At 53.4% G+C, this 26,450-nt stretch carries 22 protein-coding genes; 11 read left to right on the top strand and 11 right to left on the bottom strand.

The features are described from left to right. The first annotated feature begins 44 nt into the window (after positions 1 to 44). A complete protein-coding gene (locus tag AUP42_RS16195) occupies positions 45 to 1,643 on the top strand; it encodes a sigma-54-dependent transcriptional regulator (protein ID WP_062952630.1) in 1,599 nt (532 codons plus the stop codon). A gap of 5 nt (positions 1,644 to 1,648) precedes the next feature. Here the strand turns inward: AUP42_RS16195 and cobD are convergent, their stop codons facing one another. Then, entirely contained in the window at positions 1,649 to 2,710 is a 1,062-nt protein-coding gene (gene cobD / locus AUP42_RS16190; RefSeq protein WP_062952629.1) for a threonine-phosphate decarboxylase CobD, read from the bottom strand. A gap of 147 nt (positions 2,711 to 2,857) precedes the next feature. Here cobD and AUP42_RS16185 point away from each other — a divergent pair, with 147 nt between their 5' ends. Beyond that, complete coding sequence (locus AUP42_RS16185) at positions 2,858 to 3,742, top strand: phytanoyl-CoA dioxygenase family protein (RefSeq protein ID WP_062952628.1); 885 nt, start codon at positions 2,858 to 2,860, stop codon at positions 3,740 to 3,742. Between the two features lie 79 nt (positions 3,743 to 3,821). Further along, positions 3,822 to 6,257, top strand: a complete 2,436-nt coding sequence (locus tag AUP42_RS16180) for an ATP-binding protein (RefSeq protein WP_062952627.1) — start codon at positions 3,822 to 3,824, stop codon at positions 6,255 to 6,257. Between the two features lie 68 nt (positions 6,258 to 6,325). Here the strand turns inward: AUP42_RS16180 and AUP42_RS16175 are convergent, their stop codons facing one another. After that, on the bottom strand, positions 6,326 to 7,477 hold the full coding sequence (locus AUP42_RS16175) for a M24 family metallopeptidase (RefSeq protein WP_062952626.1): 1,152 nt from the start codon (positions 7,475 to 7,477) through the stop codon (positions 6,326 to 6,328). Between the two features lie 299 nt (positions 7,478 to 7,776). Between AUP42_RS16175 and AUP42_RS21245 the strand changes: the two genes are divergently transcribed. From AUP42_RS21245 to AUP42_RS16160, 4 genes are all read left to right on the top strand, one after another. After that, complete coding sequence (locus tag AUP42_RS21245; protein ID WP_082824839.1) at positions 7,777 to 7,962, top strand: hypothetical protein; 186 nt, start codon at positions 7,777 to 7,779, stop codon at positions 7,960 to 7,962. Between the two features lie 189 nt (positions 7,963 to 8,151). After that, the gene (locus AUP42_RS16170) at positions 8,152 to 8,895 is read left to right on the top strand and encodes a glycerophosphodiester phosphodiesterase (protein ID WP_062952625.1); all 744 of its coding nucleotides are present in this window, start codon (positions 8,152 to 8,154) and stop codon (positions 8,893 to 8,895) included. A 210-nt stretch (positions 8,896 to 9,105) separates the two neighbouring features. After that, positions 9,106 to 10,155 (top strand): ABC transporter substrate-binding protein, encoded by a 1,050-nt coding sequence (locus AUP42_RS16165; RefSeq protein ID WP_231858317.1) that lies wholly within the window; start codon positions 9,106 to 9,108, stop codon positions 10,153 to 10,155. 50 nt (positions 10,156 to 10,205) lie between these two features. Continuing rightward, entirely contained in the window at positions 10,206 to 11,654 is a 1,449-nt protein-coding gene (locus tag AUP42_RS16160; RefSeq protein ID WP_062952978.1) for a GGDEF domain-containing protein, read from the top strand. Between the two features lie 13 nt (positions 11,655 to 11,667). Here AUP42_RS16160 and rodA read toward each other — a convergent pair whose 3' ends face one another. The 7 genes from rodA to AUP42_RS16125 all read right to left on the bottom strand — a co-directional run bounded on the left by rodA (position 11,668) and on the right by AUP42_RS16125 (position 20,321). Continuing rightward, a complete protein-coding gene (gene rodA, locus AUP42_RS16155) occupies positions 11,668 to 12,831 on the bottom strand; it encodes a rod shape-determining protein RodA (protein ID WP_062952623.1) in 1,164 nt (387 codons plus the stop codon). Between the two features lie 4 nt (positions 12,832 to 12,835). Further along, positions 12,836 to 14,725 (bottom strand): penicillin-binding protein 2, encoded by a 1,890-nt coding sequence (gene mrdA / locus AUP42_RS16150; protein ID WP_097050790.1) that lies wholly within the window; start codon positions 14,723 to 14,725, stop codon positions 12,836 to 12,838. Positions 14,726 to 14,907: 182 nt separating this feature from the next. After that, on the bottom strand, positions 14,908 to 15,423 hold the full coding sequence (mreD, locus tag AUP42_RS16145; protein WP_062952621.1) for a rod shape-determining protein MreD: 516 nt from the start codon (positions 15,421 to 15,423) through the stop codon (positions 14,908 to 14,910). Then, the gene (gene mreC / locus AUP42_RS16140; protein WP_062952620.1) at positions 15,420 to 16,403 is read right to left on the bottom strand and encodes a rod shape-determining protein MreC; all 984 of its coding nucleotides are present in this window, start codon (positions 16,401 to 16,403) and stop codon (positions 15,420 to 15,422) included. The genes mreD and mreC overlap by 4 nt, the downstream gene beginning before the upstream one ends. A gap of 124 nt (positions 16,404 to 16,527) precedes the next feature. After that, positions 16,528 to 17,568 carry a rod shape-determining protein gene (locus AUP42_RS16135; RefSeq protein WP_007090779.1) on the bottom strand — a complete coding sequence of 347 codons (1,041 nt, stop codon included), beginning with the start codon at positions 17,566 to 17,568 and terminating at the stop codon, positions 16,528 to 16,530. 182 nt (positions 17,569 to 17,750) lie between these two features. After that, the gene (locus tag AUP42_RS16130) at positions 17,751 to 18,566 is read right to left on the bottom strand and encodes an alpha/beta hydrolase family protein (RefSeq protein WP_231858316.1); all 816 of its coding nucleotides are present in this window, start codon (positions 18,564 to 18,566) and stop codon (positions 17,751 to 17,753) included. A gap of 204 nt (positions 18,567 to 18,770) precedes the next feature. Further along, positions 18,771 to 20,321: a 2-isopropylmalate synthase gene (locus AUP42_RS16125; RefSeq protein WP_062952619.1), complete on the bottom strand. Its 1,551-nt coding sequence runs from the start codon at positions 20,319 to 20,321 to the stop codon at positions 18,771 to 18,773. A gap of 627 nt (positions 20,322 to 20,948) precedes the next feature. On the opposite strand from AUP42_RS16125, the gene AUP42_RS16120 reads away from it, so the two are divergent. Next, complete coding sequence (locus tag AUP42_RS16120) at positions 20,949 to 21,572, top strand: LysE family translocator (RefSeq protein WP_062952618.1); 624 nt, start codon at positions 20,949 to 20,951, stop codon at positions 21,570 to 21,572. Between the two features lie 85 nt (positions 21,573 to 21,657). Continuing rightward, on the top strand, positions 21,658 to 21,975 hold the full coding sequence (locus AUP42_RS16115; protein ID WP_062952617.1) for a hypothetical protein: 318 nt from the start codon (positions 21,658 to 21,660) through the stop codon (positions 21,973 to 21,975). Positions 21,976 to 22,060: 85 nt separating this feature from the next. Here the strand turns inward: AUP42_RS16115 and AUP42_RS16110 are convergent, their stop codons facing one another. Both AUP42_RS16110 and AUP42_RS16105 read right to left on the bottom strand, forming a co-directional pair. Continuing rightward, complete coding sequence (locus AUP42_RS16110) at positions 22,061 to 23,095, bottom strand: hypothetical protein (protein ID WP_062952616.1); 1,035 nt, start codon at positions 23,093 to 23,095, stop codon at positions 22,061 to 22,063. A 175-nt stretch (positions 23,096 to 23,270) separates the two neighbouring features. Beyond that, on the bottom strand, positions 23,271 to 24,299 hold the full coding sequence (locus tag AUP42_RS16105) for a GGDEF domain-containing protein (protein WP_062952615.1): 1,029 nt from the start codon (positions 24,297 to 24,299) through the stop codon (positions 23,271 to 23,273). 499 nt (positions 24,300 to 24,798) lie between these two features. On the opposite strand from AUP42_RS16105, the gene AUP42_RS16100 reads away from it, so the two are divergent. Both AUP42_RS16100 and AUP42_RS16095 read left to right on the top strand, forming a co-directional pair. After that, positions 24,799 to 25,527 carry a hypothetical protein gene (locus AUP42_RS16100; protein ID WP_156484640.1) on the top strand — a complete coding sequence of 243 codons (729 nt, stop codon included), beginning with the start codon at positions 24,799 to 24,801 and terminating at the stop codon, positions 25,525 to 25,527. 683 nt (positions 25,528 to 26,210) lie between these two features. Then, positions 26,211 to 26,417 carry a cold-shock protein gene (locus AUP42_RS16095; protein ID WP_007090786.1) on the top strand — a complete coding sequence of 69 codons (207 nt, stop codon included), beginning with the start codon at positions 26,211 to 26,213 and terminating at the stop codon, positions 26,415 to 26,417. Positions 26,418 to 26,450 lie beyond the last annotated feature (33 nt).

Below are 26,450 nucleotides of genomic sequence, written 5' to 3'. Positions count from 1 at the left end.
GTATGGTTGCCGATAGATGGTTAGATCGGGATGCGAACCACAAAATGCCAGATCAGGCACGCATTGTTGTTGTTGAAGACACCTTGTCGCTCGCGCGGGTGTATCAGGACTATTTGCGTGCGGACGGTCACAAGGTCGAGCATGTCGTCAACGGTCGGGATGCGATCAAAAGGCTGCGCAGTGATCCGCCAGACGTTCTGGTCCTTGACCTGATTCTGCCAGACATGGATGGTCGGGAAGTTCTGCGTGCTGCCCATCAGGCCGCGCCGGAATGCAAGGTGGTTGTGATCACAGCGCATGGTTCGGTCAATATCGCGGTCGAGGCCATGCGTGACGGGGCGTGGGACTTTCTTTTGAAGCCTTTCACCGCCGACAAACTTCGTGTCACGGTCAGTGATGCGCTTGAAGGCCGGGCCGCGGTCAATGATACCGGAAAAAAAACGGACAGCGAAAATATCACCGACGAGATGTATTTTGACATCATTGGCGGATCGGACACGATGCATGATATTTATCGCATCATTGAAAACGCAGCCCCCAGCCGGGCAACGGTTTTCATTACCGGAGAGTCAGGTACCGGAAAGGAACTTGCCGCCGAAGCAATTCATCGCCGGTCCGAGCGCGTCAACGAACCGTTCATTCCCCTGAACTGTGGTGCGATCCCCAAGGATTTGATGGAAAGCGAGATTTTCGGTCATGTCAAAGGTGCGTTTACAGGTGCCGTAATTGACCGCGAAGGGGCTGCCCACAGGGCCGCTGGTGGAACGCTGTTTCTTGATGAAATTTGCGAAATGGACCTTGATCTGCAGACCAAGCTTCTGCGCTTCATCCAGACCGGGACGTTCCAGAAAGTCGGTGGCAGTTCGATTGAAAGCGTTGATGTAAGGTTTGTGTGCGCAACAAACCGCGATCCGCTTGAAGAAGTACGTGCCGGACGTTTCCGCGAAGATTTGTATTATCGTCTTCACGTGATTCCGCTTCACATGCCACCATTACGTGATCGCGATGATGATATCCTGCAGATCGCCAATTTCTATCTGCAACGCTTCACCCGTGAAGAAGGACGCGATTTTCAACGGTTCAGCCCAGACGTGGCCGCTTTGTTCGCGCGCTATGCCTGGCCGGGCAACATCCGCCAGCTGCAGAACATCATCCGCAACATTGTGGTGCTGAATAACGGCACCGAAGTCACCATGTCGATGGTGCCCCGCCCGGTTAACAGCGGCACGGACGAAGAACGTTTTGGGTCGGGATCCATCGAAGCACCACCACCCCATCCGGTTGTGTCAAACGGGTTGGAAGATGCCGGTCGATTTTGGGAAGGTGACCCGGATGCGTTGGCCTTCTTGGCCGGTGCGCGCAACCTGCGCGACGATGCAGAGGCACATCATATGGATACGACCTCGGCTCCGGCCATGATTGGTGCGGATGGCCGGTTCGCGATGGCATCGATACCCGCCGGGTTGCCGATGGACAGCCGTTATGCCGGAATCAAACCGCTTTGGCTGGTGGAAAAGCAGGCGATAGAAGAAGCGATTGCGCGATGCGGTGGATCAATCCCGCGTGCGGCGGATGCGCTTGGTGTCAGCCCGTCGACCATTTATCGCAAAAAGCAGGCCTGGGAAGAGAACGAGGCGAAATAGGCAGTCTAGTTTCTGAAAGCTGCCAGTGCCCGTTCCAATCGTTGCCAATCCTTTTCCGGACCGGGCAGGCCAAAGCGGATGCGGCCCGCATCATCATCAAATAATCGTACCAGAATACCCTGTGTCCCCAGATGGTCGGCAAGACCTGTGGCGTTTTTGCCGTGATAAAGCCGGAACAGTGACGTTCCACCTAGCAAAGCCAGATCGGAATGTGCGTCAATCAGGGCATCAAGGCGTTTTGCATCGTCAGACAGCTGATTGCGCATACCGGATTGCCATGCCCAGTCGCCAAATGCTGTGCATGCGATGGCAAGTGCGGGTCCCGCGATTGCCCATGGGCCTATCCGGTCAGTCAAATCCGCTGCCAGATCGGGACGCATGACGGCACATCCCAGCCGCAGACCTGCAAGACCGAAAAACTTGCCAAACGAACGCAAAACAATCAGATGGTCGAGTTCATGGCACTTTGGACAGATGCTGTGTTTCGGACTGCAATCCATAAAGGCCTCATCAATCAGAAGCCATTTGCCGTTTTCTGTCGCCATTCGGGCGAGTTCGGTCAGCGTGACCTGATCAATCAGACCGCCGTCGGGATTGTTTGGATTAACCAGAATGACGATGTCATTTCTGCCGCCCGGTGATCCCAGAATATCTGCAATTGCGGTCTTGCGGTTTTCCGGTGTTGTCATGACGGTATTTGTTTTGAACCCGGCGCGTTTCCAGCCCAAGGCATGTTCGGCATATGTCGGGCCAATGATATGGGCTGTTGCGCGTTTGCCCTGATCTGCAAACCAGAAGGGAATGGTCTGGATCAATGCCTGTGTTCCCGGGGCGCAAACAATATGCTTGATATCAGGAATGCCGTAATAGTCGGCGGCGGCCTGCTTCAATGCAGTCAATTCGCTTGCCAGTGGCAGGCGTTGCCAATGGATGGGATCAAAAGACGATATCGGCCATGGGGTGGCATTGATGCCTGTTGACAGATCAAGCCATTCCTGCGGCGCAATACCATATTTTTCGGCTGCCTTGTCGATGGCGCCACCATGTGATGGGGATTGCAGGGTCATTTATGTGCCTTTGGCCGGAAATGGCTGTGCAGAACATTAAAACAGAATGCTATCTGCGTAACGCGTGACAGGTTCGCGCGCAAGTCGGACTTGCGCGGGGGCAGGTGACTTCGTATCGTCCGCGAAAACCTGCTTTGGATTTCCGCCATGATAACCGCATTTCAAGCCTGCGAACGTGCAAGCTGGCTTTCGATCAATCCGCAATTGACGATTTCCGGCGATGACGCCCGGATCGGGGACGTGCCACCAATCGGGGCTGATCAGGGCGGGTTCGATGGTGCTGCCCATTCGGAGCGGTTCTGGGAGGATGGGTATTTTCTGATCAGGGGCCTTTTGCCCGTTGACAGCCTGATGGATTTGCGGGCCGGGATCGAAAACCTGGTGGCGAATGGCTTGCCGCCTGCGATGATCTATCTTTACGACGAGGCGTGGCAGGTGTTTAGACGGCTTCGCCCGTTGCTGAACCATTTCCTGGGGGATCGGGTTAAGCTGCTTCCGCATTTTTGGGCCTGGCATGTCAATCCCGGGGAGGACGGGCGTGGATGGCCCCCACATCGCGATTATCAGGGGGAGAGTGCAATCGGCGATGACATGCTGATCAGTCTGTCGCTTTGGGTGCCACTGGGCATTGCAAACCCTGATAACGGCTGTATGTACGTATTGCCGCGTTCATTCGAAAAGTGTTATCATCAGCCGGTTGCTAAACCGGAAGATGTGGCTTTGCAAGACGTTCGGGCATTGCCAGCCGGGCCGGGGACTGTAATGGGGTGGCGACAGGATTTGTATCATTGGGGGGGACGGGCAAGTGCCTTTGCCAGCGAGCCAAGGATTAGTCTGTCGCTTGAATTCCAGAATGCTGCTTTCGATCCGATGGCGGATCGTTTGCTTGATCTGGAGCAGCCACCGGTCTTTCGTGAACGGCTTGAACTGATTGTGCAGCAATTTGCAAAATACCGGCATATGCAATCTATGGATGACAATACCCTGCGATGGGTCGACGACATTATTGTCGAACTTTCGGGTCGGGCGTGACTTGGCAGGGATATTGTTCCAATTGCCGTGATGGCACACTAACAACGGTCAAAAGACCAGAACCGGGGTCGATGCCAATATGCCCAAGATGCTGAGCCTTACCGGTATCGCGTTTCTTGCGTTTTGTATCATCAGCCCTGGTTTTCTGTTTTTCACGTCACTTGACGATGATCTGGTTTCAGCAATTACCATTTCTGTTCTGGTGGTTGTCGAGTTTATTGCACTGTTGTCGATATGCATTGGCTGGATTGTTTTTGACATCACCAAGCGCAAACAGATTTTGTATGTCGCAGCCTCGATGGGACTGCTTCTTTTCAGCGATATTCTGGGTATTCCCAATCTCGTGTATGGTCGCGCCCTGCTGGGGCAGGAGCAGGCACTTGGATCCTTTAACGGTCTTTTGATCCTTGTTCTACGGCTTGGCTCGTTCTCGCTGGTGCTTATGAGTTGGTATATCGCGAACCGCCAGGAAAACAGGCCGGGTAATGATCAGGTATGGGGACTGGTACCGGGAATGATCGTGGCTGGATGTGCCGTTCTGGCATTCCTGGTTTGGCTCTTGCCCGATGTTTCAAGTGATGTCGGCGGTGCCCTGCAAAATATCAGTACCCTGATCCTGTTTCCCACCATGGTAATGATTTTTGCCTGTGCCGCAGGGTATCTGGTCCGGTGCCACTACCGATTTACCCTTTCCGAAGCCTTGTTTTGTTTCGCGCTTCTGATCGGATGTTTTAATCATCTGGCGTTTTTTGCCTTCGGGCCGGAAAATGCCGATATTGTTGCGCGCTTTATCATTCCGTCCCGCCTGATCAGTTACAGTTGCGCGCTGGCTTTCATGTTGCTGGAACTGCGCAGCCATTATCGCCAGTCGTTTCAGGCAAGCTCTGCCAAAAGCGAATTCCTTGCCACGATGAGTCACGAAATCAGAACTCCGTTAAATGGTGTTCTGGGCATGGCGCAACTGTTACAGCAAAGCCAACTTGACGATGCGCAAAAGGAACGGGTCAGCGCGATCCTTTCGTCGGGGCGGGCGCTAATGGCGCTTTTGAACGATATCCTTGATATGAGCAAGATCGAGGCTGGTCGCGTCGAACTGGAAAAACGACCGTTTCACCCATCCGATATCACCTATGACCTGTTTCGTGCGATTGCCGATATGGCGCGCGAAAAGAACCTTTCCCTGCATTGCGATGATGTGGCCTTGGCAACGCGAATGTTTATCGGTGACGAGGTCCGGTTTCGTCAGATCCTTTGGAACTTGTTGTCAAACGCGGTCAAATTCACCCGTAAGGGATCCGTGAGACTAGAAGTCACGCACGAGGAAATTGTACCCGAACGCGTTCGACATCTGATTTCGGATGAGGAAGTATACCATTTCGCGGTTATCGATACCGGCATCGGTATCCCGCGGGACCGACAGGAACAGATATTTTCCCCTTTCAGTCAGGCCGATAATTCCACGATGCGTCAATATGGCGGAACGGGGCTTGGGCTTTCGATCGCGCGCAGCCTGACGGAACTGATGGGTGGTTTTATGACGGTCAACAGTGCCGAAGGACAGGGCACGCGGTTTGACCTTTGGCTGCCGTTCGAAGCCCGGGAATCGGAACTGCATGCGCAGGGTGGCAGCCAGATTGCCGAGGGTAATGGTGACAGTGTGCTTTCTGGCCGTCGCATTCTTGTTGCCGAGGATAACGAGATCAATGCCAATGTGATCCGCGGCTTGTTGCAGCGTCACGGACTGATCGTCGATATTGTTCCAAATGGTCGGGAGGCGGTGCATGCCTTCCAGAACAATTCCTATGACGCGATCCTGATGGATGCCCATATGCCGGTTCTGGACGGAGAGGGTGCGACCCGTCATATTCGTGAACTGGAACGTGTCACCAGGGGGGGGCGCATTCCAATCATTTGTGTCACTGCCGAAGCATTCAGCGACCGGCATCGCGATTTTCTGGCTGCGGGTATGGATGAAGTCATGACCAAACCCGTTGAGGAACGCAGGCTTTATGGTGTGCTTTTGCGCTTCCTCAGAAGCCGCGGTGTTTCCCGTCCCGCTGTTTTGGATACGCGCGTTCCTGATCTCGCCGAGGCTGTAAATCCTATACCTGATTCGACCTTGGAACAGTCGGCGCCAAAGCCGGTTGTCGAAAACATTTCAGCCAAAGAGACCAAGATGAACCTGATAGACAAGATGCGCTTTGATGAAATGAGCAGTGCATTGGGTGCCGATCAGATGGCAAGCCTGATTGATCTACTACCGGCATCCTATCAGGAAGAACGCGAAAAGATGATGGCCGCGATCACAGATGGTGATCGCGAAAGGCTTCGCCGTGCTGCACATACAATCAAGGGAATGGCGGCAAATCTGGCTGCTGAAAAGCTGTTTGCGAATGCACGCAAGCTCGAACTTTATGACGGCGACTTTGATACGGCAATTCACGACCAGATTGCCGAACTTGACCGTCTTGCCGAGGACACCGCCAATGCCATGCGTAAAGCCTTGCAAGACTGATTCTCGCAAATGAAAAAGACCGCGCTTTATCTGCGCGGCCTTTCTTCCCGGTCGGTCACTGCAGTGATTTAGCGTATGATCAGATCGAGTTGATGGCGTGAGATCGACTCATTCCCGGTTTCCGTAACAATGACAGAATGTCCCGGACACATGGCGATGCCGCTATCGCTATCCATCAGGATCATGTGCAGGAAATACACCATACCCGGTTCGGCAATCACCGGATTGCCGTGATAGAACATTGGCCAGTCCATCCAGTTCGGCGCAAAGGTCGTGCCCATTGAATAACCGCATGCATTCAGGCGGTGGGCCTTCATGCCGCCTGCATCGCAAATCCGGGCATAGGCATCAAACACATTGCCGATCGGATCACCCGGTTTAAGCGCCTCGCGGCAGGCGGCCATGGCATCGGTTGCGACCTTGTGCATTTCAACATGGCGTGATGTTGCTTTGCCTACCGGAATGGTGCGCATCATCGCGGCATGGTAATGCCGATAGGCACCTGCCCATTCCAGAGTGATCTGGTCAGTATGCGCCAGATGCTTGCGGCCCGTGAAATAACGGCACAGCAGGGCATCGCGCCCGGCGCCAATGATGAATTCATTGCCGGGATAATCCCCGCCGCCTTTGAAGATTGCACCCTGCATGGCGGCAAGAATATCGCCTTCGAAGGCACCGGCATGGACGGTTTCAAGGGCGGCATCCCACGCATCATCGGCAAGGCTGGCGGCAGTGCGGATATAGTCCAGTTCGGCCGGGCTTTTTACAACGCGCAGTTCCGATACCAGACGGGATGCATCGGTGAGCGTGCAGAAACCGTCAAGGGCGGCCTCAAGCTTTTTGCCGTTGGCAGCCGTCAGGCCATAGGCTTCGTATTCCACACCAAGCTTTTTGCCGCCACAGCCAAATTCGGCCAGCATATCACGCAGTTGCAGGGCTGGGTTAATATCCGGACCATCAACCCAGATACGAATGTCATCAATGTCGGATGTGTGCTGTGCCTGACGCAAATCGGGCGCGCGGGTAATCAGGGCCACACGCCCGTCAGCCCCCAGATACAGACACTGGAAAAAGACATAACCGAACGTGTCATATCCTGTCAGATAGAACATGCTTTCCTGACGAAACATCAGCAGGCCGTCCAAGCCGGCAGCTTCGAGGCTGGCAACCGTTTTTGCGCGGCGGGCAGCCAGTTCTGCGCGTTCAAAATGCAATGCCATTGGCATATTCCCTGATTGTGATTGTTGATTTGCCGATGACGCTAACAAACTCCGTGAACAGGAAATAGTAAAAATTACGATCCGATGATGTTTTATTGATAAATTATATTTATTGCCTCAAGCCCGGTAGGAAATTCCCGTTTCAGATCATGATTTTACGGGGGAAATCAGTAAATTTTATTCGAAAACATAGACATTCTGTCATTGCGCCCCACATCAAATGTAATGGCAGTGTCATAAAGGGCTTTGTAATAGCCCAATGCCAGTTCCGCTTAAGACCATCCCCTCAGGAGGCAAAAGTGGCTAGCTATCAGAAACTTTCTAGAACCACACCAGGAACGTCACCGCGAGACCGACAGTTCGAACCGGCCTATGAAAAATGGCGTCGCGATGATCTTTATTACCTTGCCAAACAGCATGGAATAGAGAACCGCGCAGACATGTCGACCGATGAACTGGCCCGGGCGTTGCGCGACATAAGATAGGCCTGCGCATGTTTGCCAAGATCAACCAGCATCACGCTTTTGCGGTGATGTGATGTTTTGTTGTGTCCGATGGCATCTCAACATCGCTTTGCAAGGTAACAGTAAGGTTAAATTTGCCCTTCAAGCTTGCTCGTTGCCAGACGTGCGGCATACCTTTCTTGTGGCGAACCGAGCCATATGGAGGGTCCCGTGAAGCCAGTGCAACTTGTTTATCACCGTGGTGACAGTCTCAACGCGCCCGAAAATACCTTTGCCAGCGCCGAAAGCGCGATTATTGCCGGGGCGGATTATATCGAGTTCGATGTGCATCAGTCCGCGGATAATGTTCTTTATGTCATGCATGACGAAACTGTGGACCGAACAACTGACGGTACCGGTGTGATCGCAGAAATGACCAGTGCGGAAATTGACCGTCTGGATGCCGGTTCATGGTTCAGTCCGGCTTTCGCCGGTGAACCGGTTCCACGACTGGACGACTTTCTGCGGCGCCTGAAGGGGCGGGTTAAAATCTATTGCGAGATCAAGCAGGCGGATGCGGGCCGGGTTGTGGATATGCTGGATGATTTTGCGTTCGGCAATGACGTTTTTGTCAGTTCCTTTTCCGCCGACATCCGCACCGACTTGCGTCGGATTGCCCCGGATTTGAAACGCAATGTCCAGCTTCATGTGGCCGGCTCGCTGGAGCACGCCATCCACCATGAACAGGCGCATATCTTCGAGTTTCTGGAAGAAAATGTAACCCGGGAAGCGATAGAGGAAGCCAAGCGGCGCGGTCTTGAGACCATGATCTTCATCGATACGCCAAATGCCGAACTTTTTGCCAATCTTGTTGAATGGCAGATCGACTATGTCAATCTTGACTATGCGGCACTTTTCCGTGCGGTTCAGCAGGAAGTCCTGTTGCGTTTTGATGGGGCGGGGCTGGCATCCTGATCCTTACGTATGGGCTTAGTTGATTTGACCTTGTCGGCAATATTGGTTATTGCGGCGGCACTGAATATAAACGGGCGGTCGTCGTGCTAACACGGCGCCAAAGTCCTGTGACCAGTGTCGGGGGAATGATCTTTGAGGCTTGGATGTTGGCTCGCCGTATTGTGCCTGCTTTTTGTTGCTGCGCGCGCCGAGGCAAGCGGGGCAAACGATATGGGCGAGCCGCATATTGCCTTTATCAATCCCGGCTATGGGGATCGCGGTTTCTGGAAAGATGTCCGCGATACTATGCAGGCGGCAGCCGACCAGTTCGGCTTTCAACTGACCGTTTTCGATAGCGACCGTGACTGGGCGATGATGGCCGAAAGTGCCAATCGCGTTTTTGCGATGAATCCGCCCCCCGACTATATTATCGCGGTCAACGAACATCAGCAGGGGACGCGTATCGTGCTTGAGGCGCAGGAACGCGGTATACCGGTTCTGATGTTGCTGAACGACCTGACAGAAGAGCAGAAGAAGCGATATGGTCGGCCAGGGGCGGAATTAACGACATGGATCGCCACCCTTGTCCCCGATAACGAACGTGCCGGATTTGAAATTGCCCAATCGCTGATTACGGCGGCACGCGATGCCAATAGGGGCCGGATGCCTGAAAATATCTGTCTGCTGTCACTGACCGGTGACAGCGTTACACCGGCTTCCCTGCTGCGCATTGACGGGCTTGATACCGTACTTGAACGATATCCGGTTTTGCGTGAACAGCGTCGTCTTGTCGCCAACTGGTCTTTCGAGGAAGCTTATCGTCGCACGGCCGACTGGCTTGAGACCGATGGTTGTCTTGACGCGGTTTGGGCGGCAAACGATAACATTGCCCTTGGTGCGATCAAGGCGATAGAAGAAGCCGGAAAAATCCCCGGGCAGGATGTTTTCGTTGGTGGTTTGAACTGGTCGGCCGAAGGGCTTGAGAGCGTTGCTGCGGGCAAAATGACCATGACACATGGCGGGCATTTTCTGGCCGGTGCATGGATCATGGTATTGCTAAAAGACTATCTCGAAGGTGTTGAAAGATTAAGGGACAACCCCGAAGTTTTCTTCAGAATGCAGGCCGTAACGCCAGAAAACCTGCAAGTCTACCAACGTGTACTTGGGGAACGCGACTGGGACAAAATTGATTTTTCCCAGTTCAGTCTTGTCAACAACCCGGAACAAAGAGACTATCAGTTCGGGATCAAGGGGCTAAGCCCGGTATCGAAACGGGATTGAAACCAGTGGCCTTGCACTGGATAAAATGGCTGGAACAGAAAGGCTCAGGCGTGTCCAAGACAGGAAATGAGAAAGCGCAGGACCTGTCTGCACTGAAGCTTGGCAGTTCGGTGGCTGCAAGGCAGCTTAAATATTCCCTGTTTGCCGCGATATTGCTTGGCCTTATCATTACCGCCTTCCAGATTGTCAGCGATTATCGCTGGATTGGCGATGTTTATCGACAGGCCAATGAACGTGTTCTTGAAAGCAGTGTACCCGTTGCTAACGAGGCGGTGACAAAGAGGGACACCGATCTTGCCGAGGCAATCGTGCGCGGCATGATGGTGCAGCGTTCCGTTTCAAAAGTCACAATCACAAATGAGGACGGTTCGGTTCTGTATCAGCGCAAACGGGCAACGGGGGAAATTCCGGTTTCGAGGTGGGCCGAACAGTTGTTTGGCGGTTTGCAGACACGTGAAATCCTGTTGCCGGGGGATACGGGACCATCCTCCGGCTCGGTCGGGATGATGGTCGTCGAACTTAATCCGCAGGTTTTTGTGACTGTATTCATGTCCCGTTCTGCGTGGTCATTTCTGGCGAACATGGTGTTCGCCGTAGCCATGGCTGTGGTGTTTGCAGCACTCAGTTACTTTGTTTTTTCCCGACCGCTGATAAAGCTTGCGCATTACATCGTCAAATCGGACCCGACGGATGTTAAGCACCCGTTTGAAATGCCCCCCATGCACCGGCATGACGATGAAGTGCAGTTGCTGGGATCGGTTACTGTTGGTCTTTTTGGTATGATCCGTGGCCAAATCGGCCAATTGCAACGTGCGCGTGACGATTTGCTTGATGCGAATGTAAACCTTGAAGCACGGGTGGATAGCCGGACGCGTGAACTTAATGATGCTATGGGCAAACTTGAAGTATTGGCCTCGACGGACCCGCTGACAGGTCTTGCCAACCGGCGTGTTTTCATGACGCGTCTGGAAGAAAACCTGTCGATCTGGAAACGTCGCGACACGCCGATGAGCATTCTTTTGCTGGATATCGACAAGTTCAAACTTTTGAACGACACATACGGGCATCAGGCAGGCGATGCGGTTCTGGCATCCCTGTCGAAACTTTTGCAACGCAGCCTGCGCGATATTGACCTTCCCGCCCGCCTGGGTGGCGAAGAGTTTGCTGTTCTGCTTCCGGGGGAAGAGAAGGAAGGGGCTATGATCCTTGCCGAACGCCTTCGTGCTTCACTTGAGCAGGACGCGGTTGCCTTTGGCGGCAAGCATTTGAATTATACGTCAAGTTTCGGGGTGATATCATTGCCGACACAGGCAGCGATTGCAAAGATGGATGCCGAGATTGCCCGCGATGTGGCTTTGCTGAAGTCACGCGAAAACTCGGATTTGGCAGATATTCTCTATTCGCTGGTCGATGAGGCGCTTTATCGTGCCAAGGAAACCGGCCGGAACCGGTGTACGTTTGCCGATTTGTCCCATTTATCAGTGCAGGTAAAAAGCTGAGGACAGACTGGCGTTACTGCCGACCGTCGTCATTACCCTGTCTGGAAATGCGTATGTCACGGTGAATTGAAACGCTCATCAGCAAGCCAAAGCTGACGAGAATGGTCATCATCACCGTGCCACCATATGACACGAGCGGCAGGGGCACACCCACCACCGGGATAAGACCCATTACCATCGCGATATTGATGAAGACATACAGGAAAAATGTCGATGTAATCCCGATGGCAACCAGACGACCGAACTGGTTGCGACAACGCAGGGCGATCACATAACCATACATGATCACCATGGTGTAAAGCAGCAACAATGCCAGCCCGCCAACCAGACCGAATTCTTCACCCAGCATGGTAAAGATAAAGTCCGTCTGTTTTTCGGGAAGAAAGTTCAGGTGGCTCTGCGAACCAAGCATGTATCCCTTGCCAAACAAGCCACCAGAACCCAGAGCGATTTTTGACTGTGTGATGTGATAGCCAGCACCAAGCGGATCATTTTCAGGATTAAGGAAAGTCAGAACACGGTTTTTTTGATAGTCGCGTAAAAACTGCCAGCCAATTGGAATGATCGCCAGAGCCGCACCAAGGATCAGGGCGAATTTCCAGACCCTTACACCGGCCAGCCAGAAGATCACACCACCGCCCGCGATCAGCAAAAGAGCCGTGCCCAGATCAGGTTGGCGCAACACCAGTGCTGCAGGAGCCAGAACCATCAACAAAGGCGGAACCAGAAGCGGGATGCGCCCGGTTTCCTCGACGGTCAGACCATGGAAATAGCGCGCAAGGGCTAGCACCAGAGAGATTTTCATCAGTTCGGAAGGTTGTAACTGGAAGAAGCCAAGATTGATCCAGCGTTGCGCCCCCATGCCGATATCGCCCTTGATTTCGACACCGATCAGCAGGATCAGCGCAACGAAATAGGAGAAATAGGCGAGTTTTAGCCAGACACGAATATCTGTAACCGCAATGACGATCATCAAGGCTGCACCAACGGCAAATCGCATCATCTGGCGTTCTGCCCATGGTTCGAACGATCCGTTGGCGGCAGAATACAACATGGCAAATCCGATCCCGGCAAGGGCCGCGATCAGCATCACCAGCGTCCAGTTCAGCATCAGAAGGCGACGGCCAATTGGCACGTAATCCGGATCTTCGCCGATACGGTATCTGCGCGATGCCATGTTTCTAGCCTTCTTCTTCGTCGCGGTCGCGCAGTGCCGGATGCAGCAATTCTGCGGTCGATGCAATATTGGCCGCCGAAATACCAGGGCGGGCGGATTTCAGTTCCTGCGCCTTGAGCAGGATGTCACGTGCAATCGGGGCGGCAATGCCAGAACCCGATCCGCCGTGATCGACGACAACCGCGCAGGCATAGCGTGGATTATCCACCGGTGCGAAGGCGACAAACAACGCATGGTCGCGGTATTTCCACGGCAGTTCATCGTTATCAAGAACCCCGGTCGTCTGTCGTTCGCGCATTGTAATGCGGCGCACCTGGCTGGTGCCGGTTTTGCCGGCCATTTCCATGCCCTTGATGTCGATGCGTGACCGATGCGCGGTTCCGCGCAATTCATTGGTTACACCATTCATGCCGTCACGGATGCGCGCCAGATTGGCGCGGTTGACCTGGAGTTCCGGGAACTCTTCATTCTGGCGGCTGGTGATGCCTTCCGGCGTGACGTGGTCGCGGGTTAGGTGCGGTTTCACGGCCTTCCCGGATGCAATGCGCGCAACCATGGTCGCCAGTTGCAGTGGCGTTGCCAGAACATATCCCTGACCGATTGATGAAATAAGTGTTTCCCCGCCCTGCCAGCGTTTGCCAAGCTGGATTTCCTTCCAGTCCTTCGTCGGGATCAGGCCGGAACGTTCGTTGGGAAGGTCAATACCGGTCAATTCGCCAAGACCAAGCTTGTTGGCCATGGCAGCAATGCGGTCGATCCCGATTTTTTGCGAAATTTCGTAATAATAAACGTCGCAGGAATGCTTCATCGAGTCATGCATGTCGACCCAGCCATGCCCGCCACGTTTCCAGCAATGGAACCGCGCATTGCCAAGATCAAGATGACCGGGGCAGAAGAAACGCTGATTGGCGGTAACGACACCTGCTTCAAGTCCGGCAAGGGCAACGCACATCTTGAATGTCGAGCCCGGCGCATAGGTGCCGGTGATTGCCTTGTTGGACAGCGGTGAATATTCGTTATTGACCAGACTGTTCCAAAGCTTGTGCGAGATGCCATTGGTAAAAGCATTCGGGTCGTATGTCGGGTGCGATGCCATCGCAAGCACTTCGCCATTGTGGATGTCCATCACAACCGCGGATGCACTTTCCTTGCGCGAGAGGCGCTGATTGGCATAACGCTGCAATTCAAGGTCAAGGGTCATGACAACGGTGCTGCCGCTGTCGCCTTCCTCGCGGTCAAGTTCGCGGATCACACGTCCCAATGCGTTGACTTCTACCTGGCTGGTGCCAGCACTGCCGCGAAGGGCAAGATCATAAATCTTTTCGATACCGTTTTTACCGATCCGGAAACCCGGCAGTTCAAGCAACGGATCACCGGTCAGTTCTTTTTCCGAAACGGCGGCAACATAGCCCAGTGTATGGGCCAGATGTGGTCCTTCGGGGTAATCACGGGAACGACCGGCGTCGATGATAAGACCGGGCAGGTCCGGGGCATTGACCCCGACGCGGGCGACTTCTTCCCATGTCAGATTGTCGCGGACCGTTACCGGGACAAAAGACCGCCTGCGGGCAACATCGCGTTCAACACGTTCAATCGTATCCGGCCCCAGTTCAATGATCTGGTCAAGGATTTCCAAGGTCCGGCGCACATCCTGCGCCTGTTCGCGAACGATCATGATGTGATAGTTCTGCCGATTGACGGCGACAGGCGCGCCAAACCGGTCGGTAATCAAACCACGCGGTGGCGGCAGCAGGCGGTGCGATATCCGGTTTTCGTCGGCAAGCACCCTGTAGCGGTCGCTTTCCATCACCTGCAGATAATACATGCGTGCAGCAAGACCGGTCAGCAATACACCCTGTCCCGCGCCGAGCATAAGGGCACGGCGGGTAAACATGCGAAATCTGTCTGAGTCACGGTGCCACATAGGCGTCGTCAAACCTGTTGGTCGGATTGCTCCGCCGGAATTCGGGAAACTTGTATGCCCGTTTTATCCTGTGCGGTGCTTGTTGAAAACTGTCTTTCCAGCATAGCCGCCAGCTATTGCCAAATTATCAATATTGACCGGCTCGCGCAGTTCTAAATATGGCGCAGGAGCGTATTTTGCGCACGTGCCAAAACCCACGCAACCAGCGGGAAAAGTGCCGCCGTCAATACATAGCTAATCAATGTTGCCTTGATCGGCAACAACGCCCCGATCAAAGCAGAACTCAAAAGCCATTGCACGAGTAGTGCCGGGATCGCCACCAATGCAAAGCCCCACCACATCACGCTGAATGGCTTGTTATGGAAAAAGCGTCCCTGACTGGCAGATCCTGTCTGTACCAGCAACAGAACCAGCGAACTGACACCAAGCGGCAGCCCCGTTAGCAAATCCTGCAAGAGCCCCAGAAAGAATGCCGTTAATGCCGTCAGCAGATCCGGTCGGTTTACTGACCAGTAAAAGACCGCCATTAATGGCAGGGCAGGTGACGCGGTGCTCAGCAATGGTACGCTTACCGGCAATAAATTGAGCAACAGCAGAATGAAAACGCTGAATGCCGGAAACAAGCCTCGCGCAATGATATCCAGCCTGTGCCAGACACCGGGCTTCACGGAAGTTGGTCCGAAGGTTGTGCAGGGTTTGCCGTCGGCATGTCTGTTGCCGTATCGTTCCCGTCATTGGGCACAATGCCAACGCCGTTGGGGATAACGCCGTCACTTTGCATCTCGTTACGACGAATTGCCTGATCACTCAGGATCCCTTGCAGGCCATAGTCGGCAACACGTAGATATTCAAGTTGGTGGCGGCGGAACAATGGTGCGACACGTACGGCATTTTCCGAAACGGACGACACGACCCCAACCGGAATACCCGGCGGGAACGCGCCGCCATGGCCGGATGTCAGAATGCGATCCCCCGGTGCGACGGCGGCATCGGCCGTCAGGAAGGTCAGTAGCGGACGGTCTGTGTTGTCACCCGACAGGAATGCGCGGTCTCGCGAATTTTCAACAATCACCGGCACGCGCGAGTTGATGTCCGTGATCAGCAGAACGCGCGACGCCTGATACCCGGCTTCGGCGACACGGCCGACAAGCCCCTCGTCGGACATCACAGCCTGTCCCTTGGATACGCCGTCGCGCGAACCGGCAGATACCATAAGGCTATGTGCATAGGCTCCGCCCATATCGGCAATCACGCGTGTGGTTACAAGGCGCAAGGGGGGCGGGCTGGTATAGCCGGCAAGGTCGCGCAGACGCGCATTTTCATGCGACAGATTGCGGGCAACCTGCTGCCATGCCAGCAATTCGCGATTTTCGCGACGTAGGCGTTCATTCTGTTCGTAAAGATTAAACAGGTTGGTGGCTTGTTCGGTCAGCTCGTTGATGCTGGCTGCGGGGCGGGATACGACATTCATGATCGGCGAAACCAGGTCTGCCGAAGCAGCACGTATCCGTTCGATCAAAACCGTATCGGCCTTGCCCAGAAGCATCAGGCCGAATGCAGAAACGATCAGAAGAATGAAGGCGAAGCGGTGAAGCGCCGTACGTAACGGCGAAAAGATACGCTGCTGCGGACCGCCATGCTGAGCCACTATATTCCCCGCATTAGATCAGAAAGTTGTCCCGAAATCCCCGTGGGATATTCAACCTTAACGAAATCACCGAGTCGCGTCCAGTCAGGACATGACCCGGTGAGATGTTTTTTGCCATTTTGCCTTAGTAGGCGGTGTGCAACACGTTGCGCAGCATCTTCTTTTCTTCGAGTGCACGTCCCGTACCCAGCGCAACGCAGGACAGCGGATCGTCGGCAATCGAAACCGGAAGGCCGGTCGCATGGCGCAGGACATAGTCCAGATTGCCAAGCATCGCGCCGCCACCGGTCAAAACGATACCTTTGTCGACGATGTCGGCTGCCAGTTCCGGCGGGGTCTGTTCGAGGGCGACCTTGACCGCCTCGATAATGGCGGAAACCGGTTCTGCAAGGCTTTCTGCGATCTGGCGTTCGGAAATGATCAGCTCCTTCGGAACTCCATTCATCAGGTCACGGCCACGGATTTCAACCGTTGCGCCATCACCATCATCTGGTGCACAGGCCGAGCCGATTTCTTTTTTGATGCGTTCTGCGGTGCTTTCACCAACCAGCAGGTTATGGGTGCGACGGATATAGGCGATGATCGCCTCATCCATCTTGTCGCCACCAACACGTACCGAACGGGCATAAACGATACCGCCAAGCGACAGAACCGCAACCTCGGTGGTGCCACCACCGATATCGACAACCATCGAGCCGGTCGGCTCGGTCACCGGAAGACCGGCACCAATGGCGGCGGCCATCGGTTCGTCGATCAGCCAGACCTTGCGTGCGCCGGCACTTTCAGCACTTTCCTGAATGGCACGACGTTCAACAGCGGTTGAACCGGATGGAACGCAAATGATGACTTCCGGGCTGGCGAAGTTGCGACGGCCATGCACTTTACGGATAAAGTGTTTGATCATCTCTTCGGCGATGTGGAATTCGGCAATCACGCCATCGCGCAGCGGGCGAATGGCCTGAATGTAACCGGGCGTACGCCCGAGCATCTGCTTAGCTTCTTCCCCAACGGCAAGTACCTGTTTCTTGCCCTTTTCGTCGGTGATGGCTACCACGGATGGTTCGTTAAGGACGATGCCACGCCCTTTGACGTAAACCAGTGTGTTGGCGGTGCCCAAATCCACCGCCATGTCGGAGGATAAAACCCCAAGAAGCTTGGAAAACATTCCTGCCCTATGCCCCGGTTAATAGTAAAATCTTGAATACGAATGTACCGGCTTTGATAGCGTAACGCGCCAGTCGATGCACGAATAATCTGCTCAGGGAATTGAGGAATAATTAAGACGCGTCAGAAGTCTTGAAATAAGATGCAAAAAGATGATCCGCCATATGGAGTTGGCGTTTTCATTCAAGGTTTATCACCCTTGAGAATTATTCCAGTTTTACGCAAGAAATCCAGAATCAGGGCTGTTGTGTCCTGTCCTGTTTCTACTTTCAGAAATTTGCGAGTCGCTTGTTTTTCAGGCGTTTCGTCGCTTTGAAGCATTTTAAACATTACTGGTTCGCGGTCCGGACGCAGATCGCGATCCATGCGCCATTGGCACCATGCCGGTGGATTAAGCCGATCCCCCTTCACCGTCACCAGAAGGGCCGGAACGAAATTATCCATTTCCGACATGCATTGGGCACGTAGTCCCACCATCGCAACGAACCGTTGATCAAAACGTTTGGCATGACCGTGCCGATAGATCGCAAATTGGGCGGCCGCCGCCCCATATCCATAACCGAAAATCGCAATCCGGTCGGGATCTATGCCGTCTTGAGCCACCAGATAGTCAAGCGCGCTGAGCGCATCAAATGCCCAATAGGTTACGCCATGTTTCGGATTATCAAGCGTGCCTGCCGTACAATAGCTTTGTGACGGGTGGGCCAGTCCGGGTGATATGCGAAGTACTGCAACCCCGGCATCATGCAGGATTGATATCCAGTCTTCAGGAAAGCGATCATCACAATCAGGAACGACAATCACCGCGGCGGTTTTACCATTTGTATCCGCAGGCGGGTAATAGAGACCCGGAATATCGAATTGCAGACTGGTATCGACCGCGGGAATGTTTTTGCCAGCATCTATCAGCCGCTGACGCAATCCGCTTCGTGGATAGGGCTGAGCCGGAATATCGACTTTCTTTGCAGTATCAATCGACGCCGCACGGGCAGGTGTCACCAGCGTCGCCAAGTTGACGGCGCAAAGGATAAACAGATACAGGGGCACATATCGGCGATGACATGGAAGAACAGGGTTTTGGGTCATCATCTGTCCTCTTCGGATTGACGCCGCATTATATCACGGAATGACTGTATTTGGACTGTTCAAACAAAAAGGGGTGGCAAATTGCCACCCCTTGATCTTAAGGCCGGATGACAGCAATCAGGATGCCATGGCATCCGGTGCAGTTTTCTGGCTTTTCTCGATCAGTTTGTTAACCGCGGTGACATAGGCCATACAGGACGCAACCACCGTGTCGGTGTCTGAGGCGTTGCCAACCACGGTGCGGTCTTCCCCATCAAGCTTGACGGTAACGGTCCCTTGTGCATCCGTGCCTTCGGTGACAGCATGAACCTGATAGAGTTTCAGCTTCCAGTCATGCGGATAGATTGCCTTGATGGCGTTGAAGGTTGCATCAATCGGGCCATCACCGGTGGTTTTGGCGGTGCGTGTTTCGCCGTTTACGTCCAATTCCAGCTCAGCGGTCTGCGGACCTTTGGAGCCGCAGGTGACCGCCAGCGAGACGAACTTGATATGTTCGTTATCGCGCATGCCGTCATCAACCAGTGCGACGATATCGTCGTCATATACTTCTTTCTTTTTGTCGGCCAGCTCCTTGAAGCGGGCAAATGCGTCTTCAATTGCGTTGTCGCCCAGATCGGCAAAGCCCAGTTCCTTGAGCTTTTCCTTGAAGGCATGACGACCGGAATGCTTGCCCATGACCAGGCTTGATTTGTTCAGGCCGATGCTTTCCGGTTTCATGATTTCATAGGTTTCGGAATTTTTCAGGAAGCCGTCCTGATGGATGCCGCTTTCATGGGCAAAGGCGTTGGCCCCGACAATGGCCTTGTTCGGTTGGACGACAAAGCCCGACACGGCCGAAACCAGACGCGACGCGTTCATGATTTTGGTTGAATCAATTCCGGTTTCATACGGGAAGGCATCGTTGCGCGTTTTCAGCGCCATCACAATTTCTTCCAGTGCCGCATTGCCTGCGCGTTCGCCCAGACCATTGATCGTGCATTCGATCTGGCGGGCACCGGCATGGACAGCCGCCAGCGAGTTTGCAACGGCCATGCCCAGATCGTTATGGCAGTGAACCGACAGGATTGCCTTGTCGATATTCGGCACACGGTTAAACAGCATGGTCATCAGGTCGGCATATTCGGTTGGCGTGGTATAGCCGACGGTGTCCGGGATGTTGATGGTGGTGGCACCTGCATCAATCGCGGCTTCGACGCAACGGCACAGGAAGTCGTGCTCGGTACGCGATCCGTCTTCGGCTGACCATTCAACATCGTCGGTGAATTTGCGCGCCAGCGTCACACTCTCAATCACCTTCTCCAGAACGCGTTCCGGCTCCATCTGCAATTTGAATTTCATATGCAGGGGGCTTGTGGAAATGAAGGTGTGGATGCGTTTGTTTTCTGCCGGTTCCAGTGCTTCGGCGGCACGTTCGATGTCACCTTTGGCAGCACGTGCCAGGGAACAGATGGTCGGACCTTTGATTTGTTTGGCGATTTCATTGACGGACCGGAAATCGCCATTCGATGCGATGGCAAAGCCTGCCTCGATGATGTCGACTTTCATTTCTGCCAATGCGTGTGCCACACGCAGTTTTTCGTCCAGCGTCATCGACGCACCCGGGGACTGTTCGCCGTCGCGCAGGGTGGTGTCGAAAATGATGACGCGGTTGTCGTTAGCACTAGCCATTACAGTAATTCCTGATCAAGCGGGTCTTTGCCCGAAATTTGAAACTTCAATTTGGAAAGAGTGCGGGCCTTGTGGCGCGACTTGTTCCCCTGAGCTGCGGTAAATGGATCGACTTTTTGGGTGATCCGAACCGTCTTCGTACGCTCAGGGGCGGGTAAGTCGTAGCGACCCGAGCGCTGCGAGACCAAGGAGACCGAGAATTAGGTTTAGAGCAGACCGCACAAAACCGCCCGAGGCATCAGCTTCGAAGCGATCGGCAATTGCAGGAATGTTGCAAATGTCTGCGGTCATCGGTCTTCATCAAATGGTATCGAAGTGCCAGGCTGTGCTGGCGACGCACCCAATTTCGTAGGACCGCCCGTCTAGGTCAAGTAATTTTTGTATCTTTGATGTGCTTTTAAGGGTGGAAATTAGCGTGATGGGATTACCACAGACCCGTCCGGGGCCTTGCCTCATGGGATAAAGGGACGTTGATCAGTTCCGCAAATTGCAGGTCTCCCATGCCAAAGATTGCGCTTGAAGTGTTCAAATTCTTGGTTATCTGTTGTGTGATTGATGCGAAATGCCCCAGACAATTTCCGATAACGTTTCGTATCAAGTGCCGCCACCAACTTACGGATATACACGATGGTAAGCCTGTCTTTGATCGGGGCCTTTATCCCGACGGCCTTTTTTGTCTCGATTACGCCAGGGATGTGCATGACCCTTGCGCTGACCATGGGGATGACGATTGGCGTGCGCCGTACCGTCTGGATGATGATGGGCGAACTTGTCGGTGTTGGCATTGTCGTGGTGGCCTCGGCCCTTGGTGTTGCGACAATAATGCTGGAATATCCGGCCGTCTTTGCTGTCTTCAAGTATGTCGGCGGGGCCTATCTGGCGTGGCTTGGTATTCAGATGTGGCGTTCGCGTGGCCGCATGGCATTTAGCGCTGAAGTCGATGCCTCGCGCCCGGCGACCCCTTTCGCGCTTGCTTCTCAGGGGTTTGTGACGGCAATTGCCAATCCGAAGGGCTGGGCGTTTATGGTGGCTTTATTGCCACCCTTTATCAGCCTTGAACATGCTATAGCGCCGCAGCTTTCAGTGCTGGTGGCAATCATTCTGGTGACAGAACTGATCTGCATGACGCTTTACGCAACTGGCGGACGCTCATTGCGCCACTTCCTCGAAAAAAGCGGCAATGTTCGTGTCCTTAACCGGATCGCCGGGACGCTGATGATCGGCGTCGGGATCTGGCTGGCTTCGAGCTAAGGGGCTATTTGTTTGTAAAACCTCTTTAAAGTCGGATTGTCCTGCCCTATATCGTTGTATAGAATTATTTGCAGGAAGAGCCATCATGCGCGAGTTGCGCTGTATCATTTTCGAGGAAAGCGAACTCATCAAGGCGCTGGTCGGATATCGTCGCCGCACCGGAAAACCTTTGCCGCCCGGTCAGATCGGAAAGCTTGAAATTGAAAAATCGCCTGAAATTGCAGCGCGGCTCAATATCATTGCCGATCATGGTGATCCGATTATCGTCCCGGCAGCGGGAGCCGAACTGGCGGCAGCACTGATTGCCTATTGCATTGATGTCCGCGTGCCCGTGCCGGCATCCTCGAAAAAGTCGATTACAATGATTGATGGCCATGTGGCGCTCAAAATCATGAAGCAATAGGGGCGGGAATACCCAAAACAAAAAGCGCAGCATCTGCTGCGCTTTTGCATTTTATGATGCCCGCAAGCGAGGACAGCAATGGCTGTTACCACTGCATCATCTTGCCTTTGAGAGCGCCCATGCGTTCGTCTTCATTCTTGAAGCTTTGGCCTGCGGCAATCCCGTCCTGCACCTTGGTCATCATCAGCCATTCCTTGACCTTCATGAAGCGCGGCGCAAGGAACTGGTAGGTATCGCGTACCAGACGTACAGCCGGTGCCCCACGTTCCAGTTCCATGGTTTCCCAGCGTTCAAAAAGCGGCTCCCACGCGCGCAGGCGGCGATAAAGATCGTCGCGCTTGGTGCGGATATATTGCCGTTGCGTTGTGAAGTTACGCAGCACCGACATGATTTCGCCGGTATTGGCGTCAATCTCGTCAAAGCTGCTTTCGAACTTTTTCATCGCATCGTCAATCAGGCGGATAACCTGTGTAACCGTTTCCAGAACGCCTTTTTCGTGGGCGTAGATGCGACGCAGTTCCTGCAGTTTCCGGTCGATCTTTTTGACGTTGCGATATTTGTCGCGCAGCGTCTCGACATAAGAAAGTTCCTCGGCCACCTGATGAACCAGATTGACGACTTCCTCGCGATTTTCACGGCCGATATTGAGCTTGTCGGCGACTTCATCAAAAGCCTGGTTGATCTTTTTCTTGGTAGCAGGGTCTTCGGCGATCTGCATCAGTTGTTCGGGATCGGTGATAAGTTCCTCGTTCCCGGACATCCATGTGACAAGCTGCATGGTCAGGCGGTTATACGCGATCGCACGGTGGTCTTCGTCGACCTCCCATGATGCTTCGCCTGTCAGGACCTCCAGCGGTAAATCATCGCCGGGGCGCAGAACATTGACGAAATCCAGTGATTTGTCGACAAGGCCGATCAACTCGCCGTCATTTGAGTCTGGATCAATCCCGAATTCCTTGCACACCGCTTTAAGGGGCAGGGATACAACCGATCCTTCGGCCATCTTCAGGACAAAAAGAGCCTCGTCCGAAAGGTCGGACTTTTGGAAATGGCATTCCTCGAACGATTTAAAGACCTTGTGTTCAAGATCCAGTTTCCGTTCGCGCGTCGGTTTGTTCATTTATTTGCTCCGCCCGGATTGGCGCTGCGCGTGTGATTTTTCGTCTGAGTTCCACGATAAGGCACAGACATTCAGTTTATCGCAGCAGGTCCGGGACTGGTAGTGTCCATCTTCTCATACCGGCAAGGTCGTTCGGGAATGGTGCTTCGTTTCCGGTTTCAACCTGACAGATATGTCACTGTATCATAATGCAGGTATTTCTGCCTTCCTGTTTGGCTTGATAAAGGGCGCCATCGGCACGGTCAACAAACTCCAGTATATTCTCGCCAAGCTTATAAGACGTCAAGCCGATTGAAACGGTTAACTTACCGAAATCCTTACCGGTTTTCTTGTTGATAATTCTTTGACCTGAAACATTGTCACGCAACTTGTTGGCAAGTTTGGCGGCATTTTCGGCCGTTGTGTCCGGCAAAATGACAGAAAATTCTTCGCCACCATACCGGGCAACGGTATCGGCCCCTTTTGTCGAATTGACCAGAACGCGTGCCACAGCCTTTAAAACGCCGTCGCCTGCGCGATGTCCGTGACTGTCATTGAAATTTTTGAAGTGATCGATGTCGATCATCAAAAGGCTTAGCGGTGCACCGGTTTCCATCGTCGTGGTCACCGCATCGCGAAGCGAGGCATCGAAATTCTTTCTGTTGGCAATGCCGGTCAATGTATCGGTCAGGGCATCCCGTCGTACCAGTTCCAGTTCACTTCTAACCCGGCGAACCTCATTATGATATTCGTCAAGACATCCGTTGAATTCACTATAGCGACCATGTGCATCCCGCGTGGCACTTGAAAGTCCGCGCGTTACGTCGCGGGCAACTTCAAGCGTGACATCATCCGCGTTTAGCTGGTCGGAAGCATTATCCAGATGCTCGCAGAAACCTTCTGTTTCGCGAATAACGTTATGTACGGCTTCCTCGACGCGTTCAACAGCGGCCTGCAATCCTTCAACCCCCAGATTCAGGCGCTGCTGCATGGCATGTGCGCCAAGAAACTTGTGGTAAATCCGGAAAACGGTCTCTTCGTCCAATTCCTGGGTGTTGCGGATCAATACCTTGATAAGTTGGCTTAGCTCTGGAATCTCGTCGGTCAGGTAGCTGTAAAATACGTGGTAAACCTGCGGCGTAGGCTGCAGGTTCAGCTCGGCGACCAGCGTCATGACATTGTGCGCAATGTCGCGTGGATTGGCGATCTTTGTCGTAGCAGTCAATTTATGTTTTCCGATCCGGTCTTCGGCTTAACCTTTTTTACTAACTGCTTGTGTCCCACTAGATCCGGTATTTTCCGGCTTGCTCGTTTTTTGTATATATTGTGGCTGTGTGCTGCGTTTCACACATTTATTTCTATCTTCAACCGAATTGCATCTGCTTGTCACGAGAAACCGCGTCCTCAATCATGACAAAATCGAACATGCGCAATGGAATCAAGGCGTGATGCCGAAAACCCCAACGGCTACAGGCATTTGTTTCAGTTGGTTGAATATCTCAACTTCATCTATCCGCTTTTTGCGGGTGGGAAAGTCGCGCCAGATTCTGGCTGATGCAATCAACGAAACGCTGTTTTGAGTGCACGTGATTCGTAATTCAGCGGGGAAATGAAATCGAAAGTCCGGTGACGATTTCCCGACCCTGCACTTTGGCCCGATCTCTTGAATAGGGATACGCACAGCGCCATATCGAAGCAACCATGAACGCATTGGGGTGCTTTGGTTGAAAATGATCTGTCCGCTATTCTCCCGCATCCTCGCCTGTGCCTGTTTTGTTGCGGGATTTGTGCCGACGGTAAGTCTTGCAGACCCTGACAAGTCCCGGCTTGAGATCGGCATTACAATCCGGTTGGCCGAGGAGTGGAAGGCGTCCCTGACTACAACGCAACGCCCCTTCTTTCAGGCGATGATAGAGCAGCCCGAATTCCATCTAAATGACGGAATCCCCTACAATCGTCTGATCGAAATGTTTGACAATAAAGAGCTTGATTGTGTGGTTCTGCGTGTCCCGGCCCCTTTGGAAGGGGTGATCACTGCGAACGAGCATGTCACGTTTGATCTGATCCTTTATATCCGGCGCGGAGATAATCCAGAAGTTCGTGACAGTCTTCTGATCGGGTATCTTGCCAATTTGCCACCGGTATCGGTTCCCTATGATAGCAGGATCGAATTCTATGGGATGCGCAGTTTGGAGCAGGGGGAAAAACTGCTGCTTGAAGGTCGCATTGATGGGCTCATTGCCCATGATAGGCGTTACAAGGATGAACAGGGTTTGATAGCCGCTCCGATCCCTCCGATTGTTCATGTCAGACTTGGTCTCCTTTGCCATGATACGGATTATGCCAGGTTTCTGCTTGGCCAGTTTGACCAGCGCGTCCAGACAATCCGTTCTGCCGGTGGCCGTGAAGGGGCGATTTCAGAACCCGTTGAAAGTCATTCTCCGGTACTTTGATCATCTTGTCAGGTGTTGGCCGTTGACGGAGAATCGGCACGGTGCTTGCTTTTTTACGTGTGCGGAAATGTTTAAAAACAACCTGTATGTGCATTAAATTGTGAAAATGTTCACAGTTGATTTTAGCGCAACGGATGAGGGGCCAGACGCTTTGTCGGCACTTGCCGACGGCTTGATCAAGTTGAACGTGCTCGCCTCGTCGAAGAATTTGCTGTGATTAGTGACTGGTACTGATCCTCTGTCTCTGGCATATGCGGTGAATATTGTGTGATCTATCTGAAACCAAGAGGAATCCTTGCTTTCCGGGGTGTTCCCCTGTCGGGGATCAGTCTGCCTTCACGCGGCTTGCTGTTACAGGTGCGAACACAATTAAAAATTCGTTTGAAATCAACGGGCCTCCCGGCGCGATCTGGTTGTGCCAAGAGTTGACCGCTGATCAGCAAGCAATATTCGCGAAATACCGGCTAACCATCAGCGTTGAATAAAGAACTTCAAACATGAATTCGTTGCGTGAAGGCCGAAATTCGCGTAATTGTTGAAACGATGCAGTGTATCTTCGGGCTGCGTGGTTGCCTTCTGGTTGAGGGCTGCCAGGTGGCATTGAAGGTATAATGCAGGGACGTAACTTAAGCATTTTCCGCGCTTGGGGAATGCGATTACCAAAACTAAGGACGACTACGGATATGGCTACCGGAACGGTTAAGTGGTTCAATGCGACCAAGGGTTATGGCTTCATCACCCCGGACGAAGGCGGCAAGGATGCATTCGTGCACATCACCGCTGTTCAGCGCGCTGGTCTGCAGGGACTTGATGAGGGTCAGAAGGTTCAATTCGAGCTGATTGAAGGTCGTAACGGCCGCATGTCGGCAGAAGAACTCTCCATCATGTAATTTGATTTTGGATTGCAGCTTTTGCTGACAACC

Origin of the sequence: Thalassospira lucentensis (genome assembly GCF_001613805.1) — a bacterium.
GTDB classification, from domain to species: domain Bacteria; phylum Pseudomonadota; class Alphaproteobacteria; order Rhodospirillales; family Thalassospiraceae; genus Thalassospira; species Thalassospira lucentensis_A.
Note: the sequence above shows the minus strand (reverse complement) of the source record. Positions and strands in the feature narration are given on the sequence as shown.